Genomic DNA, 21,942 nt, shown 5'->3' on the forward strand with positions numbered 1-21,942 from the left:
GTCTCCGTTGTTCAGGCGATCCGGTGCGTCGCCCTTGTGTGGACTGAACTATTCCAGTTGCACTGACCCGCCGCCAGCCGGCAAAACGCGAGATACGGGGACAAAACCGACTTTATTTCTAATGGGAAGTACGGGTATGCTGGCCGCCAGATGATGGTGATTCCGGTCAATGGCCAGCTGTCCCTTCAGGCCCACAACGGCGGCATGTTCGTCGCCTCAAGCCCGGCCTGGGTGCACCCCAAGCGGGTGCTGAACTCGCACGAGCTCATCTTCGTCAAGGAGGGCGCGCTGTCGATGTGGGAAGACGACCAGCAGTTCGCCGTGCGGGCTGGCGAAACCCTGCTGCTGCGGCCTGGTCATGAACACGGCGGCGTCTCGCCCTGCGGCGACCACCTCTGCTTCTACTGGGTGCACTTCTCGCTGGCCGCCAGCAAGCCCTCGGGCGACACGCTGGACCTGCGCCAGCACGTGCGCGCACTGCGGCCGGATCACATGATCGCGTTGTTCCGCCGCCTGATCGACGATCAGGAGCTGTTTGGCATGCGCTCGCTGAGCCTCAGCCTGCTGGTGATGCTGATGGCCTGCGAAGTGGCACGCTCGTCCACTTCCACCGCCGAAGAAGGCGCAGCGCCATCACTGCTGGCCGCGAAGGCCCACCTGGTCGTCGAGACGAAATTCCACGAGCGCATCTCGTCGTCCTCCATCGCCAGCGAGCTGCAGTGCAACGTCGACTACCTCGGCCGCGTGTACCGCACGGTGTATGGCAAGACGCTCACCGAAGCGCTGAACGAACGCCGCATCCGCCACGCCGTCGCCCAGCTCGGCGAACCCGGCAGCAGCGTCGAAGAAGTCGCGCTGGCCTGCGGCTTCAGCGACCCCGTCTACTTCCGCCGCATCTTCAAGAAGCTGCAGGGCATGACGCCCAGCGCCCACCGCTCGCTCTACACGCGGACGCACATCAATCACAAGTAGGGTGGCCGATCCCGGCGTGACTTTCCGTTGAGGCCGCGGGACGCGGCCGTAGCGCATTCGTTCTACAGGCGCCGGGCAGTCGTTTACCTAACATCCTTCTTGCCAACGCCGGCCTCGTCATGGCGCCTTGCGCAAGGCCGCCGAGTCCACGCGCCGGGACGGCACGAGCGTCGACTCAGTGCCCGCTGACGCGTGCGCGGCGCGCGGGGCCAGCCTCGGCGGCTGCCCCCCGATTTCCTTGTCTCTCCACTCAGAAACCATGCCCGACTTTCGATTCCGTTTGACGACGAGACGCGCGCTGGCGCTGTCCCTGATGGCCTGCACGAGCGCGCAGGCCCAGATGCAGTGCGAGCCGCCGCTGCACGACTGCCCGCCGACGGAGCTGCCTCAGCCCAGGCCCGATCCAGCGGACAAATTTCCGTTGATCGACGACGGCAAGCTCAAGATCGACCTGCGCAGCGTTTCGGACTCGCAGAGCGTGGACAAGGGCATCAAGCGCCACGCCTGGACCTTGAACATGCAGGCCAGCTACGAGTCGGGCTACACGAGCGGCCCGGTCGGCTTCGGCGTTGACATCGCACCGTTCGTGGCCACCCGCATCGACGGCAGCGACAACGCGGGCAACATGGCCCACGTGCGGCCCGACGGCCACAGCGCGGACGATCGCGCCTGGGCCTATCTCGGCAAGTACGCGGTCAAGGCTCGCGTGGGCGACACCGTCGTCAAGTACGGCCTGCAGCGCGTGAGCAATCCAGTGCTGGAGAGCAAGGACAACCGCGGGCTGCCGCCGACCTTTCGCGGCGCGACGATCACCAGCGTGATCACGCCGTCCCTGAACGTTGAGGCAGGCGACTTCGATGCGGCAATCGGCCGTGGCCGCTCCACGCTGAAGGGCCTCAGCACCGAATATGGGGGCACGCCGTTCAAGCGCATCGCGTATGCCGGGGCGAACTGGGATTACTCGGAGACGGGCAGCCTGTCGGTCTACGCGAACCAGGCGAGCGACGTGTGGAACCAGTCCTATGCCTCGGTAACGCAGAGCGTGGGCAACCTGGCCACGGTTCAATGGACGGGCGCCGCCAACGCCTACCTGACGCACAACCAGGGCGCGAGCCTGCAGGGGCCGATTGACAGCAAGGCCTACAGCCTGAGCCTGTCGGCGGCGCATGGACCGCTGACGATCATGGCGGCCTACCAGCAGGTGCTCAGCGACCAGTTCTTCGACGACGTCAACGACGCCTGGGGCATCGCGCTGGTCAATGCCGTGGCGGCCGCAGACTACAACGCGCCGCATGAGCAATCCGCCCAGTTGCGCGTTGTGGTCGACGGGGCTTCGCTGGGCGTGCCAGGACTCAAGCTGATCTCCTGGGTCATGACCGGCTGGGGCACGGATGGCCGCAACGGTGCGGGCCAGCATGCCTCGCCCAGCGATCCGCAGTACACGCTGTACTGGGTGGACGGCAGACCCGCCGGCGGCAACCACCACGAGATCGGCGCATTCCCGACCTACACCCTGCAGGAGGGACGCTTCAAGGGCACCAAGATCGGTTTCTTCGGGTGTGCCTACAAGGTCTCGAAGCGCTATCCCGACAGTGGCATCCACGAGTACAAGTTCCAGCTCGACATGCCGATCCAGGTCTTCTGAGGACCGCCCTCGCTTGCGCTTCGCCCGTGCCTCGCAGATCGGCCGTCCATGCCCATCGCAAGCCGCGTCACGTCCCCGGCTTGGAAATCTTCAGATGCCCCTCCGGCACCAGCATCAGTGCCGCCGAGGCGTACAGCGCGTGGAACTCCGGGACCATTTCGCCTTGGATGACGACCGGGTCGGTGGCGACCAGGGTCCTGGCTTCTTCGACGGTGGGCACCGCGAAGATGTACATGCCGCGCCAGCCGTCGTTGCCGTCGAACGGGCCGGCGATGGCGAGTTTTCCGGCGTCTGAGAGGCGCTTCATGTTGGCGAAGTGGCCTTTGAACATCTCGTCGCGTTCGGGGCCTGCAGGCACGCGGGTGGGGCCGGTTTTCAGGACGACGAGCACGTAAGCGCGCATGCCGTTGTCGTTGCCGCCCAGCCTGGCGGCCAGCGCTGCGTCGTAGGCGGGCCTGGCATCGGTGGCGGCGGTCTGCGCCTGCGCGGGAGCGCCGAGCAGCAGCGCGGCGCCGCAGGCGGCCAGGCAGGCCAGGTTGAGCTTGGGCATCGGTGTCTCCCCGGTGGATCGCAACGGCCGATGCTAGCGCCGGCGGCTGCGCCATGGCGCAGATCTGCCCGCGTTCGCGCCCCTTTTCAGGGCTTCGGTTTGGTGGCCGGTCCGCAAAATTCCAGCAAAGCAGTACCTCCCGTGCGGCGCCCTGGGCGCGCACTTCCTTCATGCAGTCAAACCCGGCCTTCGTGATGCCTGCCTTCCGCAACCTTTCGGTTTTTCGCCCTGCCCGCGTGCCTGCCACCGCCCGGCCGCGCGTGTCCGCGCGTTGGCTGGAATACGCACTGCAGGCTGCGGTGGTGGGCTGGCTGTGCCTGTGGCTGATGCCCTCGCCCGCCATGGCCGAGGAAAGCCGCAGCGGCGAGGCCGAACCTGCCCTTTCTTCGGCCGAGGCCGCCTGAGATGAAGCTGCGCTGGCCCTGGCAACGCACTGCCCGCGGAAATCGACAAGACCGGCTGGTGTTCTGCAGCACGCCTGAAGGCCTGGCCTGGCTGCGCGCAGAGCCGGCAGGTGGCCGGCTGCGCCTGGCTTCGCATGGCGAGCTGGCACGCAACGGCCAGACCGACACCGAATGGACCCGCGCGGTGCGCCAGCTGGGCCTGCCGAACGGCTCGCCCGCGACCGCTGTGCTGCCGCTGCAGGCGTACCAGTTGCTGCAGATCGAAGCCCCCGTGGTGCCGGCCGACGAACTGCGCGCCGCTGCCCGCTGGCGCGCTAAGGACATGGTCAACGGCCACATCGACGACGTGACGCTGGACGTGATGCGCCTGGGCCAGCCCGGCAGCCAGGTGCAGGGCCATGAGCAGATGTTCGTGGTGGCCGCCCCGAACAAGGCAGTGGCCGCCGTGGCCGCGCTGGCCACTGGCGCCGGCTGGCGCCTGGCCGTGGTGGACGTGGCCGACAACGCGCAGCGCAACCTGCAACATGCGGCCGCCACCCAGATGGACCTGGCCGACCGCGCCACCGCCTGCCTGGCCGTGCACGACCACAAGACCTGCCTGCTGACGATCTGCACCGGTGGCGAGCTGTATTACAGCCGCCGCCTGGAATGGGACCCGGCCTTGCTGGCTCGCGCCGCAGCGCCCGCGCCCACCGCTGCACCAGCCTTGCCAGCGACGCCGGACAGCACGGCCCACCACTACATGCTGGGCGACGCCCAAATGGTGGCCGCCGGCAGCGACGTCGCAGCCGATCTCCCTGACGACGCTCCGCGCAGCTTCTCGTTCGACGACCCCTTGCTCAGCGCCGACGACGGCCTCGCCGCCTACGCGCCGGCCGCCACCGCGGCCTACACGCCGGTCAGCGCCCCTGTCGAATTCGCGCCCGACGACACGCCCCGCATGGTGATCGAGCTGCAACGCTCGTTCGACGTGTGGGAACGCTCATGGCCCCAGTTGCCGCTCTCGCTGCTGATGCTGCAGCCACCTGCCGAGGCCACGCCCACGGCCACCGTCATGGCCGCAGGTTTCCTGCAGGAACAGCTGGGCCTGCGCGTGCTGCCGCTGGACCTGGCCGCGGGCCTGGACCTGGGCGACCGCGCGGCCGGCACGCTGCCGCCCTTGAGCTTGCTGGGCGCGCTGCTGCGCGACCGCCCGGAGGCCTGAGCCATGGTCCAGCAGATCAATCTCTACACCCCCATCCTGCTCAAGCCGAAGCTGCACTTCTCGGCCAAGGCAATGGCCCAGGCGCTGGCCGTGCTGGCCGTTTCGTTGGGCTGCTTCTGCGGCTGGGTCACCTGGCAGACCCGGGCCCGCGAGCACACTTACCAGGAAAACCGCCAGTGGCTGAGCAACGAGCAGCAGCAGCTGGACCAGGCCTTGAGCACTGCCCATGGCCGCAATGACCCGGCGCAGCTGGAGCGCGAATTGGCCCGCGTGCAGGCCGACACGCTGGTGCTGCACCAGCAACTGGCCGCCACCGAAGGCACTTACCTGCGCCCCGGCCAGAGCCACTCTGCCGTGCTGGCCCTGATGGCCCGCACGGTGCCCGGCCCGGCCTGGATCACCCGGCTGCAGGTGGCCCCCAGCCAGCTGGAGATCAACGGCCTGACGCTGGACCCGAACGCGCTGCAGGGCTGGATTCGCCGCCTCTCGGCCGAGCCACTTTTGGCCGGCCAACCGCTGGCCCAGGTGCGGGTGGAGAAACTGGCGAATGCGCCGGGCAGCGGCGCCACCGGCCTGCAGGCCACCAGCAGCCTGGACGCCGCCACCAGCGCGCTCGCGCCCCTGGGCGGCAGTGCCGACAGCCCGCTGCGCAGCGAGCCGCTGCCCAACGGCGGCCCGGGCTGGGCTTTCCGCCTGAATGCCTCGCACAACCCGGCACAGGCCGGCGCCGCCGCCACCGGAGCCCAGCCATGAAGACGCCCAAGCGCCTGCAAAAGCTGGCCACGCGCATCGACGCGATGAGCCTGCGCGAGCGGGCCTTCCTGTTCGGCTCGCTGGCCCTGGTGATGATGGCCGTGGCCGACCAGGCGGTGATCGCCCCCAGCTTGCAACAGCAAGCCGGCTGGCGCAGCCAGCTGCAGCGCACGCAGGCCGAGCTGGCCGTGCAACGCGAGGAACTGGCCCGCCTGAGCCTGCCGCACCTGCCCGGCCAGCTGGCAGGCACCACCGACGAAGCCGGGCGCAAGCTGGCCCAATTGCAGCGCGCGCTGGCGGAAGCCCGCGCCGCGCAGGCCGGCATCAGCGCCCAGCTGCAGCCGCCTGAAGGCGCCCACACCCGCGTGGCCTTGCCCGAGCTGCTGGAAGAAGTGCTGCAGCACCACCGCGGCGTGACGCTGGTGCGGCTGAACACCCGGCCGAGCAGCGATGGCGCCGCCGCCAAAGCCGGCGGCCGCAGCCTGGACGCCACCGCGCTGGTGATGGCCATCTCGCCCAGCGCCTCCGCCGCGCTGGCACCCACCGCCGCTGCGCCGCTGGCGCCTGCCGCCGCCCCTTCCGCGCCCGCAGGCCTGCCGGCCTGGCAGGGCGCGCAGCTGAGCGTGTCCGGCAGCTTTGCCGACCTGCGCGCTTTCCTGATCGAACTTGAACGCCAACTGCCCGGCCTGCGCTGGGGCACCCTGATCCTGGACGCCGACACCAGCCCGCCGGTCATGTCCATCCAACTGTGGCTGGCCGGGAGCAAGCGATGAGCCACACCAACGAACTGCAACGCCTGCGCCATGTGCACCCGCAGCAGGGCCGCCGCGTGGTGCCCAAGCTGTCCAGCCGCTGGGCCTGGGGCTGGGCACTGGCACTGTCGGTGCTGGTGCTGCTGAATGCGCTGGCCAGCCAGCCGCTGCACGCCGAGGAAGCCGTTGCCGAACGCGACCCGACCGCTGCGCCCGCCGCTGCCCGCGCACCGGCCACGCCCGCTTCAGCCAGCGCAGACGCCAGCCCGGCCGGCAGCGGCGACCTGCTCGGCGCCGCACTCGCCCAGCGCCTGGTGATCAACGACAAGCCCTTCCTGGTGGACCGGGGCTGGCTGCGCGGCGTGGGTGACCACATCGGCGAAGCCCGCATCGAGAAGATCGAGCCGACAGCGGTCTGGCTGCGCGAGGCCGGCGTGCTGCGCAAGCTGCCGCTGTATCCGCAGGTCCAGGTGCTGCCGGCATCGCCGGTGAAGACCGCCTCGATCAATGGCCCAAAGGCCAGCCGCAAATCCGCCACCGGCGCGCAAGGCGTGCCGGCCGCCGACGCCATGCAAACCCCGCCGGGCACCGCCCTGGAGGAGACCCGATGAAATCGCCCGCCCTGCCCTCGTCCCTGCGCCCGGCCAAGGCCAGCCTGCCCCGGCTTGCCACGCTGCCGCGCCTGCTGGGCCTGGCTGGCTTGATGGCCGAGCTGCTGGCCTTTGGCGGCTGCGCCAGCGTGGCCACCGACGGGCCGACTGCCTTGCCGCGCACCACGCCGCTGCAGGCGGTGCTGCAGAACCCGGCCAACGAAGCCGCCACCGCGCCGCGCCCTGCCGCACCGCCGGCCGTCGCCCCGGCGCCGGCCGCACCGGTGGCAGCACCGCCCGTGGCCGCCGCGCCAAGCGAGCCGCGCTTCGACCTGATCGTCAACAACGCCCCGGCGCGCGACGTCTTCCTGGCGCTGGCCGCCGACGGCCGCTACAACATGCTGACCCACCCGGAGCTGGCCGGCAGCATCTCGGTGACGCTGCGCCGCGTGACCATGCGCGAGGCGCTGGAAGCGCTGCGCGATGTGTACGGCTACGACATCAAGGTCGATGGCCGGCGCATCACCGTCTACCCGCCGACCATGCAATCGCGCGTGTTCGTCGTCAACTACCTGCCCACGCAGCGCAACGGCCGCAGCGAAGTGCGCGTGAGTTCGGGCAGCTCCACCGCGCAGAACAGCGGCGGCAATAGCAACAACGGCGGCAGCAGCGGCAATTCGAATGGCAGCAGCAGCGGCTCGAACGGCAACGGCAACAGCAGCACGCAGATGGAAAGCACGCAGCTGACCACCCAGTCGCACAGCGACCTGTGGGGCGAGCTGGGCGATGCCATCAAGACCATGATCGGCACGGCCGGTGGCCGCAGCGTGATCCTCAGCCCGCAGGCCGGCATGGTGGCAGTGCGGGCCATGCCCGACGAACTGCGCCAGGTTGAAACCATGCTGGGCGCCGCGCGCATGGCGATCGAGCGCCAGGTCATGCTGGACGTGAAGATCGTCACCGTGGAGCTGCGCGAGGGCTACCAGAGCGGCATCGACTGGTCGGTGCTGCGCGGCCGCGGCGCCGTGGGCAACACCAGCGGCTACGGCGGCAATCCACTGCTCGTCAACAACAACGGCCTGCCCACGCTGACCCAGGCCGCCGACCTGGCGACCGACGCGTTGGCGCTGCCCGGCGCGGGCGGCGGGCTGTTCGGCCTGTCGCTGGCGACCAATGGTTTTGCCGCGGTGCTGGGCTTCCTCGAAACCCACGGCGAGGTGCAGACGCTGTCCAGCCCGCGCCTGGCCACGCTGAACAACCAGAAGGCGGTGCTGAAGGTCGGCACCGACGACTTCTTCGTCACCGGCGTGTCCGGCGGCACGGTCACCACGTCCACCGGCACCAGCGCCGGCCAGACCACGCTGCCCACGCTGACCCTCACACCGTTCTTCTCCGGCATTGCGCTGGACGTGACGCCGCAGATCGACGCCGGCAACATGATCACGCTGCACGTGCACCCCTCCGTCAGCAGCGTGGCCGAACGCGCCAAGCAGATCGACCTGGGCTCGCTGGGTGCCTACAAGCTGCCGCTGGCCTCCAGCAGCACCAATGAGACCGACACCGTGGTGCGCATCCCTGACGGCCAGATCGTCGCCATTGGCGGGCTGATGCAGATGGAGACCACGCGCCAGACCTCCGGCCTGCCGGGCAGCGCCGAAAACGCGCTGACCGCCACCGTGCTGGGCAACCGCAACAACGCCGGCAAGAAGAAGGAACTGGTGGTGCTGATCAAACCCAGCATCATCCGCTCGGCCGACGACTGGGCCGAACACACGCAGGCCGCCTGGGCCGCGCTGGACAACCGCGAAGCGCCCAGCCGCGTGATCCGCCTCGACGGCCCGCCCGTGCCTGCCACCTCGGCCAGCAAGGTCGGCGCGGCCACTCCGGCCAGCGCAGCACCTGCCGCAGCGCCCGCAAAAGCAGCCGCCACGCCCGGCCCGCTGGCCCTGAGCCTGGAGGCCGAGGCTCCGGCCGACGCAACGCCAGCCGAGCCCGCCAAGACCAGCACCGGCAAGACCGCCACGCGCCACCGCGCCGCAGCCAAGCCACCGGTCAAGGACAGCGCGGCGCAGGTCGCCCGCGCCGGCTGAAGCCGCGCTTCAATCGGCTCGGCACTCCGCGCTGATCCAGGCCTCGAAGGCCTGCAATGCCGCACTGCGCTTGCGCGAGCCCAGCCGCGTGAGCCAGTAACGGCCGCTGTCGATCTGCACGTCGAACAGGCGAACCAGGCGGCCGTTGCGCAGGTCGCGCGTGAACAGGTCCACCGGCAGCAGTGCGACGCCAGCGCCCAGCGCTGCCGCTTCGGCGAGTGCCAGTGACGCGTCGAACACCATGCCGCGCACGACCGGCGGCTCGACGCCTGCGGCGCGGAACCAGGTTTGCCATTCGTCGGCGCGGTAGGAGCGCAGCAAGGTTTCGCGGCCCAGGTCACGCGGCGTGCGGATGCGCGCAGCAAGCGGCGGCGCGCAGACCGGCGCCAGCGGCGCACGCATCAGCGGCAGCGCCTCGGTGCCATGCCAGTGGCCGTCGCCAAAGCGCACCGCGGCGTCCAAGCCCTCGGCGGCCAGGTCCACGCGGTTGTTGTGGGTGGACAGGCGCAGGTCGATGTACGGATGCGTCTGCTGGAAGCCTTGCAGCCGCGGCAGCAGCCAGCCGATGGCAAAGGTGGCCACCACGCCCAGCGCCAGCACCTCGCGTGGGCGAGCTTCGCGCAAGGTGGCCAGCGTGCCGCCAATGCGTTCGAAGGATTCGGCCAGCACCGGCAGCAAGGCCTGGCCTTCTTCGGTCAGCGCCAGTCCGCGCGGCAAGCGGCGGAACAGCGCCATGCCAAAGCGCGACTCCAGGTTCTTCACATGCTGGCTGACAGCGGTGGGTGTGAGGTTCAGCTCGCCGGCCGCGCGAGTGAAGCTGAGGTGGCGGGCTGACACCTCGAAGGCGCGCAAGGCGTTGAGCGGCAAGTCCATGGGCGAGCCCCAAGTTTTCCTTGGGTCAGAGCTGCAATATTTGCGATTGTGAGGCGGCGGCCAGCCCCCTATCGTCGCCTCCCATGCACTTCAACCCTTTGACCTCATTGCCCATGAAACGCCGCCACTGTCTGCAAGCCCTGGCCCTCGCTGCCACGCCGCTGCTCGCCTCCGCAAAAACTTCGGCTTCTGCCACGACGGGTTCTGTCGACACCTGGGCCAGCTCGCGCTTCCAGGCCATCGAAAAAGCCAGCGGCGGCCAGCTGGGCGTGTTCATCCAGGACACGGCCACCGGCCGCAGCTGGGCCCACCGCGCCGACGAGCGCTTCCTGATGTGCAGCACCTTCAAGCTGCTGGTCAGCGCCCACCTGCTGGACCGCGTGGCCCGCGGCGCGGAACGGCTGGACCGGGTGGTCCCGTTTGGCAAGGCCGACCTGGTCGGCTACTCGCCGGTCACTGAAAAGGCGCTGGGCCGCGGCGGCATGGCACTGGGCGAACTGTGCCAGGCCACGATGACCTACAGCGACAACACCGCCGCCAACCTGATCCTGGCGACCTACGGCGGCCCTGCGGCATTGACCGCGTGGGTGCGCACGCTGGGCGACGACGTGAGCCGCTTCGACCGCACCGAGCCCTCGCTGAACGTGTTCGACGCCACCGGCCTGCTGGACACGACCACGCCGCGCGCCGCCGCCGTCTCGCTGCAGGCAGTGACGCTGGGTGACGCGCTGCCGCCGCCGCAACGCGAGCAGTTGGTGGGCTGGATGCGCGCCAACACCACCGGCGGCCGCCGCTTGAAGGCCGGCCTGCCGCCGGGCTGGGCGCTGGGCGACAAGACCGGCACCAGCGACGAGTCGACCAACGACATCGCGGTGGTCTGGCCCGCAGGCGGCCGCGCGCCGGTGCTGGTCACTGCCTACATCGGCCGCAGCCACGCAGCCGACAAGGTCCGCGAGCAGTGCCTGGCACAGGTGGCCGGCATGCTGCCCAAGCTGCTGGGCTGAGGCTTCAGGACCAGCGCAGCGCCAGTGCGTCCCGCCGCCGCACGAGCTGTTCGACGTGCAAGGTCCACAATCGCTCGGCGCCCGGGAAGGCCGCGAGCTGGGGGCCGTCCAGAACCAGCGTGGTGCGGCCGCTGAGTTGCAGCAGCTCACCGGTCTCGAAGTCGATGAACAGCAGACCGGCACGCGGGTTCAGCAGCAAGTTGCCCAAGGTGTTGAAGAACAGGTTGCCGGCGAAATCCGGGATGGTCAGCAGGTTGCCCTCGACCTTGACAAACCCAGGCTTGCCGCCGCGATGCGAGACGTCGACCGAAGGCACTGGCCGCTTCTGGTCGCCGGGGAAATGGCTGGCGACGAAAAAGGTGTCGGCCGCGGCAATGCGGGCGCGCGCCTCGTCGTCCAGCGCCTTCAGGTGCTCGATGGCACCGCCCGATGCCGAACCCGGCGCGCGCGCAAAACGAAAGCCGCGCTGCTGGATGTACTTCGGGCAGTTGCCAAAAGACTCCCCGACAGCCAACGAGAAACCGCCGGCACGCAGCGCGGCCACGCGGCCGTTGACCCGGTTGCGGCGCCGGGTGTGCAGCTCGATGCCCAGCAGGCCCAGCGGCGCGCCGTCTGCCAGCGCCGCGCGCACCGGGTCACCGTCGGCCGGCAGCGCACCCAGGACCAGGCGCTGGGGCTGCGGCGAACGCAGAAAGCCGGGCTCGCCTTCGATCACGCTGGCCCAGGGCCGGCCTTGCGCGTCCACCGCGCCCACCACGATGAACGGCAGCTGGGCGTAGAACTGCCGGTGCTGGTCCGGCATCAGGTCGCGGATCACGCGCGGGCCAACTTCGGCCATGCGTTCGGCCACGCCGACATGGGCTTGCAACGCTTGTTCGCCGCGGTGCCAGGGCGAGGTGATGAGGGCAGTGTCCATGGCCGTTCTCAGGCAGCGCGCAGGCCAGCCGCGGTCACCGCCATCGGCACGAAGCCCGGCAAAGCTTCGATGCGGGCCAGCCAGGCGCGCACGTTCGGGTAGTCGGCCAGCGAGACATTGCCTTCGGGGGCGTGGGCGATGTAGCTGTAGTTGGCGATGTCGGCAATGCTGGGTCTGGCGCCGATCAGGAACGGCCTGCCAGCCAGCTCGGCGTCCATCACCTTCAGCAGGCCGTGCGCGCGGGCGATGACTTCTTCCGGCCGGAAGCCGGCACCGAAGACTGTCACCAGCCGGGCCGCCGCCGGGCCGAAGGCCACCAGGCCAGCGGCCACCGACAGCCAGCGCTGCACCGCCGCTTCACCCGCCGCGTCGGTGGGCAGCCAGTCGGCGTTGCCGTAGCGGCGCGCGAGGTAGACCAGGATGGCGTTGGAATCGGCCAGCACCAAGCCGTTGTCGTCGATCACCGGCACCTGGCCAAACGGGTTCAGCGCGAGGAATTCCGGCCGCTTGTGCTGGCCGCCGAGCAGGTCCATCTCGATCAGTTCGACCGGCTGGTTCAGCAGCGACAGTGCCAGCTGCACCCGGTGGGCGTGGCCGGAGAGGGAGAAGGTGTAGAGCTTGATGGGGGACATGATTCGGCTTTCGTGAAGTGACGACTGAACTGTCACTGATCTCGATGCCGAACGGAATCTACGCAGATTCCAAGACTCTATTACGGAGAGCGGAAGAATCAGCCCGATTTGAGCAGCGGGTGTGCCCGCAAGCGATCCATCGCCAGGTCCAGAAAAGCCCGCGCCTTTTGCGACGCGTGCCGACCTTCACGGTGCACCAGGTGAATGGGCAGCGGCGGGCCTTCAAACTCGCTCAGCACGATCTTCAGCCTGCCTTCGGCCACCGCCGCTGCAGCCTGGTACGACATCAGCCGCGTCAGGCCGAAGCCGCCCACGGCCGCAGCCAGCGCCGATTCGTTGGTGGTGGTCATCATGCGCGGCTGGACCTTGACCAGGCGCGACTCGCCGTTCGCGTGCAGCCGCCATTCGGAAGTGGACGCCGCGGTGGAGGCGACGATGCAGTGACGGGCCAGTTCGTCCGGCGTGGCGGGTGTGCCGTGCTGTGCCAGGTAGCTCGGCGCGGCGCAGATCACCCGCCGCACCTGGCCGACCTGGATCGCCTGCAGCGAAGAATCGGCCAGCTTGCCGATGCGCACCGCGAGGTCGATGCCTTCGTCGACGATGTTGACGACGCGGTCCAGGAACCAGCATTCGGCCTTGACCTCGGGGTAACGCTGCAGGTATTCGGTGACGATGGGCGTGACGTAGAGCGCACCGAACATCACCGGCGCAGTGAGCATGAGCTTGCCGCGTGGCGTGGCGTGCATGCCGCTGACCGATTCATCGGCCTCGGCCAGGTCGGACAGGATGCGCCTGCAGTCCTCCGCGTAACGCGCGCCGGCATCGGTCACGCGCACGACCCGCGTGGTGCGGGTCAGGAGGCGGACACCCAACAGGGTCTCCAGCTCGGTGACGGCGCGGGTCACTGCCGGTGGCGACAGCGCGAGCTTGCGGGCCGCGGCGGCCAGGCTGTGGGTGTCGACCACCGCGACGAACACGGTCATCAGGTGAACACGGTCCAATCATTCCTCCGAATGAAATGGTGCCCTTGAACCAACAGGAATTCTAGCCAACGGCCGAATCAATGCCGGTTCAGTTCGCTCACTGCACGACGAGTTCCACCCTCCGGTTTCGCGCTCGGCCGTCTTCCGCCGCATTGCTCGCCACCGGCGCCAGGTTGGCCACGCCCTTGGCGGCTAAGCGCTTGGTGTCCACCTTGTACTGCGTGACCAGGGCCTGCACCACCGCCTGCGCGCGGGCCTGAGACAGCGCGAGGTTGGCGTCCAGCGCGCCCTGGTTGTCGGTGTGGCCGACGATGTAGACCTTGAGTCCCGGCTGCCCCTGCAGCAGCTTGGCCATCTCGTCGAGCTGCGCCTTCGACTCCGGCTTGACCTCGGACTTGCCGGTGTCGAAATACAGGCCATAGAGCGCGATCTTGCCGTCTGCCGCCAGGCCTTGCTGCAACGCTGCGGCATTGACCTGCACCTGGCCCGTTGCCATGGCCTTGGGCTCGACGATCTGGATGAAGGTGGCCGCGGTGTCGGTCTGGTCGTTCACCGCGGACGAGGTGTAGACGAGGATGTGAACGTCCTGACCAGCTTTGGACAGCGTGCCGTAGAGCAGGCGACCGTCGTAGCTCAGGCCACCGTCGGTGACGCCGTAGGTGGCGCTGCCTTTGCCGGCGACGTTGGCGCCGCGCACCCAGCGCACGCCTTCGTCGTAGGCAATGGTCTTGTCCATTGCGAAGTAGAGGTCCTGGCAGGCAGTTTCGCAGCTGAACTTGGGCTGGAAGCCGGCGGCCGTTAGGGCCTGCTGGTAGTTGCGATGCACTTCCAGCGGCGTCTTGCCACGCGGCGCCAGGTAGAACAGCCGCGTGAGCTTGCCTTCGACGGTGACCGTCTGGGTCCAATGGCGGTTCGCCAGGCCCATGCCCGTGGGGAACTGGGTCTGATCCCAATCGCTGAGCTTGGCGCCGAACAGCCAGGAGCCAGTGAAGCGCGTGATCAGCGGATGGTCTTTGGCGTCGGGCAGGTCGACATGGGGCACGGCGGCGGCCTGCGCGGGCAAGACCGGTGTCATCAGCAGCAGGGGCGCGGCCAGCAGCAGGCGGAACAGGGCGAGCAGTTTCATCGGTCGGCAAGGCGTTGTGAGGAACTCGCACGCTACCAATGACAAAGGCCCGTGACGGGCCCTTGTTTGTATCAAGGCGCGACAAGCGCTGCCCTGCCCGCCAGTCACTGCACCACAAGTTCGACGCGGCGGTTCTTCGCGCGCCCGTCTTCGGCCGTGTTGCTGGCCGCCGGCGCCAGGTTGGCCACGCCCTTGGCGGCCAGGCGCTTTGCGTCCACCTTGAACTGCGTGACCAGCGCCTGCACCACGGCTTGCGCGCGGGCTTGCGAGAGCGCGAGGTTGGCGTCCAGCGCGCCCTGGTTGTCGGTGTGGCCGACGATGTAGACCTTCAGCGCGGGCTGGGCCTGCAGCAGCTTGGCCATCTCGGCCAGCTGCGGCTGGGACTCGGGCTTGACCTCGGACCTGCCGGTGTCGAAGAACAGGCCGTAGAGCGCGATCTTGCCGTCTGCCGCCAGGCCTTGCTGCAGCGCTGCGGCATTGACCTGCACCTGGCCCGTTGCCATGGCCTTGGGCTCGACGATCTGGATGAAGGTGGCCGTGGTGTTGGTGGTCTTGTTGACCGCGGTGGAGGTGTAGACCATCACGTGCACCTCCTGGCCGCCCTTGGACAAGGTGCCGTAGAGGAAGCGGCCGTCGAAGCTCAGCGCGCCGTGCTCGATGCTGTAGGTCGAATCGTCCTGCCCGGCCACATCGCCTTCGGCCCACTGCACGCCGCCGTCGAAGTCGATGGTCTTGTCCATCGCGAAGTACAGGTCCTGGCAGGCCTGCTCGCAGCTGAACTTGGGCTTGAAGCCTGCCGCCAACAGCGCCTGCTGGTAGTTGCGGTGCACCTCCAGCGGTGTCTTGCCCCGCGGCGCCAGGTAGAACAGGCGCGTCAGGCGGCCTTCCACCGGCACGGTCTGGCTCCAGCGGTCATGGGCCAGGCCCATGCCGACCGGGAACTGCGTCTGCTCCCATTCCGCCGTCTTGGCGCCGAACAGCCACGAACCGGTGAAGCGCTGGATCAGCGGATGATCCTTGGCGCCCGGCGCGTCAACCTGAGGCCTGGCCGGCCTGGCCGCCAGCACGGGCGCGGGCGTGGACAAGGCCAGCAGCAGCGGCACACAGACCGCAGTGCGGGCCACGGCATGCCCAAGGAGGCGAAGCGAGGTGGACAGGTTCTTCATCATCGGTGCGCGGGTTCAAGAGGAAACCGCACGCTACAACGACGCCACCAACGACAAAGGCCCCGGAGGGCCCTTGTTTGTATCAAGGCGCGACGGGGCGCACCCAGGTTCAGCAACGTTTCAGTTCAACGCTCGCCGAGCGGCTTGACGCTGCGGGCAGCCGAGCCGACGAACAGCTGGCGCGGACGGCCGATCTTGTACTCCGGGTCGCCGATCATTTCGTTCAGCTGTGCGATCCAGCCGACCGTGCGGGCCAGCGAGAAGATCGCGGTGAACAGCGGCACGGGAATGCCGATGGCCCGCTGCACGATGCCGGAGTAGAAGTCGACGTTCGGGTAGAGCTTGCGGGCAACGAAGTATTCGTCTTCCAGCGCGATCTTTTCCAACTCCATCGCCAGCTTGAACATCGGGTCGTCGTGCAGGCCGAGCTCGTCCAGCACTTCGTGGCAGGTCTCGCGCATCAGCTTGGCGCGCGGGTCGTAGTTCTTGTAGACCCGGTGGCCGAAGCCCATCAGCTTGACGCCGCTGTTCTTGTCCTTGACCTGCTTGATGAACTCGCCGATCTTGGCCACGCCGCCGTTGCGCTGGATCTCTTCCAGCATGTTCAGCGCCGCTTCGTTGGCACCGCCGTGCGCAGGGCCCCACAGGCAGGCCACGCCGGCCGCGATCGCGGCGAACGGGTTGGTGCCCGACGAGCCGCACAGGCGCACGGTGGAGGTCGAGGCGTTCTGCTCGTGGTCGGCGTGCAGGATGAAGATGCGGTCCATCGCGCGGACCAGCACTTCGTTGGGCTTGTAGTCCTCGCAGGGCGTGGCGAACATCATGCGCATGAAGTTGCCGGCGTACGAGAGGTCGTTCTTCGGGTAGATGTAGGGCTGGCCGATGGTGTACTTGTAGGCCATCGCCACCAGCGTCGGCATCTTGGCGATCAGGCGGATCGCGGCGATGTCCCGGTGCTCGGGATTATTGATGTCGGTGCTGTCGTGATAGAAGGCCGACAGTGCGCCGACCAGGCCGGTCATGACCGCCATCGGGTGCGCGTCGCGGCGGAAGCCGCGCAGGAAAAACTGCATCTGCTCATTGACCATCGTGTGATTGGTCACGCGGTGCACGAAGTCTTCCTTCTGGGAAGCGTTCGGCAGCTCTCCGTACAGCAGCAGGTAGCAGGTTTCCAGGTAGTCGCAGTTGACCGCCAGTTGTTCGATCGGGTAGCCGCGGTACAGCAGCTCGCCCTTGTCGCCATCGATGTAGGTGATGGTCGAGTTGCACGAGGCGGTCGACAGGAAACCCGGGTCGTAGGTGAACTTGCCGGTCTGCCCGTAGAGTTTGCGGATGTCGATCACATCGGGCCCGATGGTGCCCTTGTAGATCGGCAATTCCATGTTGGGGCTGCCATCGGAGAACGACAGCGTGGCTTTCACGTCGGAGGGGGTCATCTCAAGTTCCTTTCGCACGAATCCATCAAGCAGGCAGCCGCATGCGGGCCAGCACATCCCGAACTTCAGGGCAGTTCAGTTCGCCCTCGGGCTCCCGCCGCTTCAGCAGCAGGTCCAGCAGGTCGTTGTCGGGCAGGTCCATCAGCGCTTGCAGCCCACGCAACATGAACGGCGTCATGGCCGTTTCATGGCGTTGGAAGAAGCGCTCGACGAACAAGTCGTTTTCGAGCAAGCCGCGCCGGCAACGCCATTTCAGGCGGTTGATGGCGCCAGCGTCCAGCACGTCGCACGCGTCGGTAGGGTCAGCAGTGTCCATTGCGAAGCTTGCTCAGGTCAGGTCTGGGGTTTCTGCCTCAGACCGCGCGCCGAACCATCAATTCCTTGATCTTGCCGATGGCCTTGGTGGGGTTCAGACCCTTGGGGCAGACATCGACGCAGTTCATGATGGTGTGGCACCGGAACAGGCGGTACGGATCCTCGAGATTGTCGAGGCGACCCGAGGTGTCCTGGTCGCGGCTGTCGGCAATGAAGCGGTAGGCCTGCAGCAGGCCGGCCGGGCCGACGAACTTGTCCGGGTTCCACCAGAAGCTCGGGCAGCTGGTCGAACAGCTCGCGCACAGGATGCACTCGTACAGGCCGTCCAGCTCTTCGCGCTCCTCGGGGCTCTGCAGGCGCTCCTTCTCGGGCGGCCGCTCGTCGTTGACGAGGTAAGGCTTGATCGAGTTGTACTGCTTGAAGAACTGGGTCATGTCGACGATCAGGTCGCGGATGACCGGCAGGCCGGGCAGCGGACGCAGCGTGATCACGCCGGGCAGCGTGAGCATGTTGGTCAGGCAGGCCAGGCCGTTCTTGCCATTGATGTTCATCGCGTCCGAACCGCAGACGCCTTCGCGGCAGGAGCGGCGGAACGAGATCGTCGGGTCGACGGCCTTCAGCTTGATCAGGGCGTCCAGCAGCATGCGCTCATGGCCATCGAGCTCGATCTCGATGGTCTGCATGTACGGCTTGGCATCCTTGTCCGGGTCGTAGCGGTAGATCTGGAAAACGCGCTTCATGTGAGGCTCTCGATTCTTTAGAAGGTACGGACCTTGGGCGGCACCGATTCGACCGTCAGCGGCTGCAGGTTCACCGGCTTGTAGTCCAGGCGGTTGCCTTCGGAATACCACAGCGTGTGCTTCATCCAGTTCTCGTCGTCGCGGTTCGGGAAGTCGTCATGCGCATGCGCGCCACGGCTTTCCGGGCGGGCCGCAGCCGAGATCATGGTCGCCTGCGCAGCCTCGATCAGGTTGTCGACTTCCAGCGCCTCGATGCGCGCGGTGTTGAAGACCTTGGAGGCGTCTTTCAGGCCGATGTTCTTCACGCGTTCGGCGACTTCCCGGATCTTGACCACGCCTTCGTCCATGCTCTTCTGCGTGCGGAACACGCCGGCATGGCGCTGCATGGTGCTGCGGATGTCGTTGGCCACGTCCTGGGCGTATTCGCCGTCCTTGGCGCTGTCCAGGCGGGTCAGGCGGGCCAGGGTCTTGTCGGCAGCATCGGCCGGCAGCGGCTTGTGGTTCTTCTGCTTCAGCGCCGAGGCCACGATGTGGTTGCCCGCGGCGCGGCCGAAGACCACCAGGTCCAGCAGCGAGTTGGTGCCCAGGCGGTTGGCGCCGTGCACCGAGACGCAGGAGCATTCGCCCACTGCGTACAGGCCGTTGACGACCTCGTTCGGGATGCCGTTCTTCGGAATGACGACCTGGCCATGCACATTCGTCGGGATGCCACCCATCTGGTAGTGGATGGTCGGCACCACCGGAATCGGTTCCTTGGTGATGTCGACGTTGGCAAAGTTGTGGCCGATCTCCAGCACCGAGGGCAGGCGCTTGGCAATGGTGTCGGCGCCCAGGTGGGTCATGTCCAGCACGACGTAGTCCTTGTTCGGACCACAGCCACGGCCTTCCTTGATCTCCTGGTCCATCGAGCGCGAAACAAAGTCGCGCGGGGCCAGGTCCTTCAACGTGGGGGCGTAGCGTTCCATGAAGCGCTCGCCGTTGGCATTGCGCAGGATCGCGCCTTCGCCGCGGCAGCCTTCGGTCAGCAGCACGCCGGCACCGGCCACGCCGGTCGGGTGGAACTGCCAGAACTCCATGTCTTCCAGCGGGATGCCGGCGCGTGCCGCCATGCCCAGGCCGTCACCGGTGTTGATGAAGGCATTGGTCGAGGCCGCGAAGATGCGGCCGGCGCCGCCGGTGGCCATCAGCACGGTCTTGGCTTCCAGGATGTGCAGGTCGCCGGTTTCCATCTCCAGCGCGGTCACGCCGCAGACGTCGCCTTCGGCGTCGCGGATCAGGTCCAGCGCCATCCATTCGACGAAGAAGTTGGTGCGGGCCTTGACGTTCTGCTGGTACAGCGTGTGCAGCAGCGCGTGGCCGGTGCGGTCGGCCGCGGCGCAGGCGCGCTGCACCGGCTTTTCACCGTAGTTGGCCGTGTGGCCGCCGAACGGGCGCTGGTAGATCGTGCCGTCGGCGTTGCGGTCGAACGGCATGCCGAAGTGTTCAAGCTCGTAGACGACCTTGGGCGCTTCACGGCACATGAACTCGATGGCGTCCTGGTCGCCCAGCCAGTCGGAGCCCTTGATGGTGTCGTAGAAGTGGTAGTGCCAGTTGTCTTCCGACATGTTGCCCAGCGAGGCACCGATGCCGCCTTGCGCCGCCACCGTGTGCGAGCGGGTCGGGAAGACCTTGGACAGCACGGCCACGTTCAGGCCGGCCAGCGAGAGTTGCAACGAGGCACGCATGCCCGAGCCGCCAGCGCCGACGATGACGACGTCGAACTTGCGCTTGGTAATTTGGTTGGCCACAGCCATTTACAGCCTCCAGAGCACTTGAACAGCCCAGCCGGCACAGCCGACCAGCCAGACGATGGAAAACACCTGCAGGGCCAGGCGCAGGCCGACTGGCTTGATGTAGTCCATCCAGATGTCGCGCACGCCGACCCACGCGTGGTACGCCAGCGAGACGATGACGACGAAGGTCAGGACCTTCATCCATTGGTGCGAAAAGATGCCGGCCCACTTGTCGTAGCCGAGCTCACCGGGCAGGAGCACCTGCACCAGCACGACGACCGTGAACAACGCCATCAGGATGGCGGTGACGCGCTGGGCCAGCCAGTCGCGGAAACCGTAGTGCGCGCCGACGACGAGGCGCTTGCTGCCGTAGTTGATTGCCATTTCTTGGATTCCTCGCTCAGTACAGGCCGAAGAGCTTGGCGCCCAGCAGCAGGGTCAGCAGCGTGCCCAGCACCAGCGTGACCAGCGCAGAGTTCCTGCCCTGCGCTTTGCTGACGCTGTGCGTCATGTCCATCCACAGGTGGCGCACGCCAGCGATGAAGTGGTGCAGGAAGCCCCAGATCAGGCCCAGGCTGACCAGCTTGACGAACCAGCCCGGCACGAAGCCGATGCCGGCCACGAAGGCGTTGCGGAAGCTCTCGAACGAGACTTCCGAGGTGACGCTGGTGTCGAACAACCAGATGATGAAGGGCAGCAACAGGAACATCAGCAGGCCGCTGATGCGATGCAGGATCGAGACCCAGCCAGCCGGCGGGAGCTTGTAGCCCGCAAGGTCGGTCACGTGGATGTTGCGGAACTCTGGACGTGGTTTGAGCGTATCTGCCATGGCTTGTATTTCCTCGTTGTGGGCGCTCTTGGAATGGCTCTGCAAAAGCTCTTCTGAACTCAGGGAAGCGTTCTTGGAAGCTGGGAGGGTGGCTAGGCGACACCCTGAGGTGGCTAGGCATCACCCTGGTTTGTACCCAAGGTGAAACCCGATGATTTTATTGCAATGCAACAGATTTGCGCGGGGTCATGCGCAAAGCATTCCCGTCCATGCACCTAAGCAATCGGGCGCCTCGACTAGTTCAGTTCATTGCGGTAATAGTGGCTTTCGGTGTTGTAGAGGCCGCGACGCAGCTCGACCGGTGCGTCGCCATAGGTGTGCGCCAGCCGCTCGACGCTGAGCAGCGGCGCACCCTCAGGCACCTGCAGCAGCACGGCGGTCGCCGCATCGGCGGCCACCGCGCGGATCTTTTCCTCGGCGCGGATCATGCGCACGCCGAATTCGGTCTCGAACAGGCCGTACATCGGCCCGGCGTACTGGGACAGGCGCTCGGCGGTCAGCCCCTTGAATGGCGTGGCCGGCAGCCAGATCTCGTCGAGCACCACCGGCCGGCCCTGGCGCGACAGCGTGCGGCGAACCTGCACCGCGGCGTCGCCGGCCTTCAGCGCCAGCGCCCGGGCCACGTCGGCCGGCGCGCGCATGCGGCGGCAGTCCAGGAAATGCCTGGCCATGCCGGTGGGTGGCCCTTCATCAGGTGCCAGCCGCAGGAAGCGGTACTGGATGTTCTCTTCGGCATGGGTGGCAACAAAGGTACCTTTGCCCTGCCGACGCACCAGCAGGTTGTCAGTGGCCAGTTCGTCGATTGCCTTGCGCACGGTGCCCTGGCTGACACGGTAGCGCGCCGCCAGCTCCATCTCGCTCGGGATGGCCTCGCCGGGCCGCCACTCACCCCCTTGCAGGCTCTTCACCAGCAAGGCCTTGATCTGCTGGTACAGCGGGCTGAACGCCGGGCCTTCCTGCGCAGCCGCCGGACGCTCCGCCCCCCGTTCGGCCGCAGGGGCGGCTTCGGGTGGATCAACGGGCATCGCAGGCATGGGCCGGCATTGCAGCACAGGCCATGGTCAAGCGTCCAATGCAAACGCCAAATGCCCGGATCCATGTCTTATATAAGACATAAGAGGCTTGACTCAGCCTGCCCGCATGCCTAGACTGCCGCGCTACACTTCTCTGCCTCAGTTCCGGTGCCGCCT

23 protein-coding genes are annotated in these 21,942 nt (G+C 67.5%); 9 read left to right on the forward strand and 14 right to left on the reverse strand.

All coding sequences use genetic code 11. The features are described 5' to 3' along the window. Nucleotides 1-150: 150 nt before the first annotated feature. Nucleotides 151-972: an AraC family transcriptional regulator gene (locus ACAH41_RS15010; protein WP_325654110.1), complete on the forward strand. Its 822-nt coding sequence runs from the start codon at nt 151-153 to the stop codon at nt 970-972. Between the two features lie 259 nt (nt 973-1,231). Further along, entirely contained in the window at nt 1,232-2,617 is a 1,386-nt protein-coding gene (locus ACAH41_RS15015) for an OprD family outer membrane porin (protein ID WP_370538353.1), read from the forward strand. Nucleotides 2,618-2,684: 67 nt separating this feature from the next. Here ACAH41_RS15015 and ACAH41_RS15020 read toward each other — a convergent pair whose 3' ends face one another. After that, nucleotides 2,685-3,167: a YciI family protein gene (locus ACAH41_RS15020; RefSeq protein WP_325654113.1), complete on the reverse strand. Its 483-nt coding sequence runs from the start codon at nt 3,165-3,167 to the stop codon at nt 2,685-2,687. A gap of 236 nt (nt 3,168-3,403) precedes the next feature. On the opposite strand from ACAH41_RS15020, the gene ACAH41_RS15025 reads away from it, so the two are divergent. From ACAH41_RS15025 to ACAH41_RS15050, 6 genes are read left to right on the forward strand one after another with little or no spacing between them, the layout of a single operon-like run. After that, complete coding sequence (locus tag ACAH41_RS15025; RefSeq protein ID WP_325654115.1) at nt 3,404-3,571, forward strand: hypothetical protein; 168 nt, start codon at nt 3,404-3,406, stop codon at nt 3,569-3,571. Between the two features lies 1 nt (nt 3,572). After that, on the forward strand, nt 3,573-4,775 hold the full coding sequence (locus tag ACAH41_RS15030) for a hypothetical protein (protein WP_325654117.1): 1,203 nt from the start codon (nt 3,573-3,575) through the stop codon (nt 4,773-4,775). Between the two features lie 3 nt (nt 4,776-4,778). Further along, nucleotides 4,779-5,528, forward strand: a complete 750-nt coding sequence (locus ACAH41_RS15035; protein WP_325654119.1) for a PilN domain-containing protein — start codon at nt 4,779-4,781, stop codon at nt 5,526-5,528. After that, nucleotides 5,525-6,301, forward strand: a complete 777-nt coding sequence (locus ACAH41_RS15040) for a hypothetical protein (RefSeq protein WP_325654120.1) — start codon at nt 5,525-5,527, stop codon at nt 6,299-6,301. The genes ACAH41_RS15035 and ACAH41_RS15040 overlap by 4 nt, the downstream gene beginning before the upstream one ends. After that, nucleotides 6,298-6,891, forward strand: coding sequence for a hypothetical protein (locus ACAH41_RS15045; protein ID WP_325654122.1), 594 nt, complete (start codon nt 6,298-6,300; stop codon nt 6,889-6,891). The genes ACAH41_RS15040 and ACAH41_RS15045 overlap by 4 nt, the downstream gene beginning before the upstream one ends. Then, nucleotides 6,888-8,960 carry a secretin N-terminal domain-containing protein gene (locus ACAH41_RS15050; protein ID WP_325654123.1) on the forward strand — a complete coding sequence of 691 codons (2,073 nt, stop codon included), beginning with the start codon at nt 6,888-6,890 and terminating at the stop codon, nt 8,958-8,960. The genes ACAH41_RS15045 and ACAH41_RS15050 overlap by 4 nt, the downstream gene beginning before the upstream one ends. Nucleotides 8,961-8,969: 9 nt before the next feature. Here ACAH41_RS15050 and ACAH41_RS15055 read toward each other — a convergent pair whose 3' ends face one another. After that, nucleotides 8,970-9,833 carry a LysR family transcriptional regulator gene (locus ACAH41_RS15055; protein ID WP_325654124.1) on the reverse strand — a complete coding sequence of 288 codons (864 nt, stop codon included), beginning with the start codon at nt 9,831-9,833 and terminating at the stop codon, nt 8,970-8,972. 113 nt (nt 9,834-9,946) lie between these two features. Here ACAH41_RS15055 and bla point away from each other — a divergent pair, with 113 nt between their 5' ends. After that, nucleotides 9,947-10,837 (forward strand): class A beta-lactamase, encoded by an 891-nt coding sequence (gene bla, locus ACAH41_RS15060; RefSeq protein ID WP_325654126.1) that lies wholly within the window; start codon nt 9,947-9,949, stop codon nt 10,835-10,837. A gap of 4 nt (nt 10,838-10,841) precedes the next feature. Here the strand turns inward: bla and ACAH41_RS15065 are convergent, their stop codons facing one another. From ACAH41_RS15065 to ACAH41_RS15120, 12 genes are all read right to left on the reverse strand, one after another. Further along, nucleotides 10,842-11,753, reverse strand: coding sequence for a pyridoxamine 5'-phosphate oxidase family protein (locus tag ACAH41_RS15065; RefSeq protein ID WP_325654127.1), 912 nt, complete (start codon nt 11,751-11,753; stop codon nt 10,842-10,844). A gap of 8 nt (nt 11,754-11,761) precedes the next feature. Next, complete coding sequence (locus ACAH41_RS15070) at nt 11,762-12,385, reverse strand: glutathione S-transferase (RefSeq protein ID WP_325654129.1); 624 nt, start codon at nt 12,383-12,385, stop codon at nt 11,762-11,764. Between the two features lie 98 nt (nt 12,386-12,483). After that, nucleotides 12,484-13,386: a LysR substrate-binding domain-containing protein gene (locus tag ACAH41_RS15075; RefSeq protein ID WP_325654130.1), complete on the reverse strand. Its 903-nt coding sequence runs from the start codon at nt 13,384-13,386 to the stop codon at nt 12,484-12,486. A gap of 79 nt (nt 13,387-13,465) precedes the next feature. After that, the gene (locus ACAH41_RS15080) at nt 13,466-14,494 is read right to left on the reverse strand and encodes an OmpA family protein (RefSeq protein WP_325654132.1); all 1,029 of its coding nucleotides are present in this window, start codon (nt 14,492-14,494) and stop codon (nt 13,466-13,468) included. A 104-nt stretch (nt 14,495-14,598) separates the two neighbouring features. Further along, a complete protein-coding gene (locus ACAH41_RS15085; protein ID WP_370538354.1) occupies nt 14,599-15,663 on the reverse strand; it encodes an OmpA family protein in 1,065 nt (354 codons plus the stop codon). Nucleotides 15,664-15,785: 122 nt separating this feature from the next. Further along, nucleotides 15,786-17,096 carry a citrate synthase gene (gltA, locus tag ACAH41_RS15090; RefSeq protein ID WP_370538355.1) on the reverse strand — a complete coding sequence of 437 codons (1,311 nt, stop codon included), beginning with the start codon at nt 17,094-17,096 and terminating at the stop codon, nt 15,786-15,788. A gap of 25 nt (nt 17,097-17,121) precedes the next feature. Beyond that, a complete protein-coding gene (locus ACAH41_RS15095; RefSeq protein ID WP_325652099.1) occupies nt 17,122-17,412 on the reverse strand; it encodes a succinate dehydrogenase assembly factor 2 in 291 nt (96 codons plus the stop codon). A gap of 37 nt (nt 17,413-17,449) precedes the next feature. Next, nucleotides 17,450-18,151 (reverse strand): succinate dehydrogenase iron-sulfur subunit, encoded by a 702-nt coding sequence (locus ACAH41_RS15100; protein ID WP_325652101.1) that lies wholly within the window; start codon nt 18,149-18,151, stop codon nt 17,450-17,452. Between the two features lie 17 nt (nt 18,152-18,168). Beyond that, nucleotides 18,169-19,944, reverse strand: a complete 1,776-nt coding sequence (sdhA, locus tag ACAH41_RS15105; protein WP_325652102.1) for a succinate dehydrogenase flavoprotein subunit — start codon at nt 19,942-19,944, stop codon at nt 18,169-18,171. Beyond that, entirely contained in the window at nt 19,945-20,307 is a 363-nt protein-coding gene (gene sdhD, locus ACAH41_RS15110; RefSeq protein ID WP_141285939.1) for a succinate dehydrogenase, hydrophobic membrane anchor protein, read from the reverse strand. Nucleotides 20,308-20,323: 16 nt separating this feature from the next. Next, the gene (gene sdhC / locus ACAH41_RS15115) at nt 20,324-20,752 is read right to left on the reverse strand and encodes a succinate dehydrogenase, cytochrome b556 subunit (RefSeq protein ID WP_325652105.1); all 429 of its coding nucleotides are present in this window, start codon (nt 20,750-20,752) and stop codon (nt 20,324-20,326) included. A gap of 236 nt (nt 20,753-20,988) precedes the next feature. Then, the gene (locus ACAH41_RS15120) at nt 20,989-21,777 is read right to left on the reverse strand and encodes a GntR family transcriptional regulator (RefSeq protein WP_325652107.1); all 789 of its coding nucleotides are present in this window, start codon (nt 21,775-21,777) and stop codon (nt 20,989-20,991) included. Nucleotides 21,778-21,942 lie beyond the last annotated feature (165 nt).

It is taken from the genome of Ideonella sp., from assembly GCF_041287625.1.
Lineage (GTDB): Bacteria > Pseudomonadota > Gammaproteobacteria > Burkholderiales > Burkholderiaceae_C > Ideonella.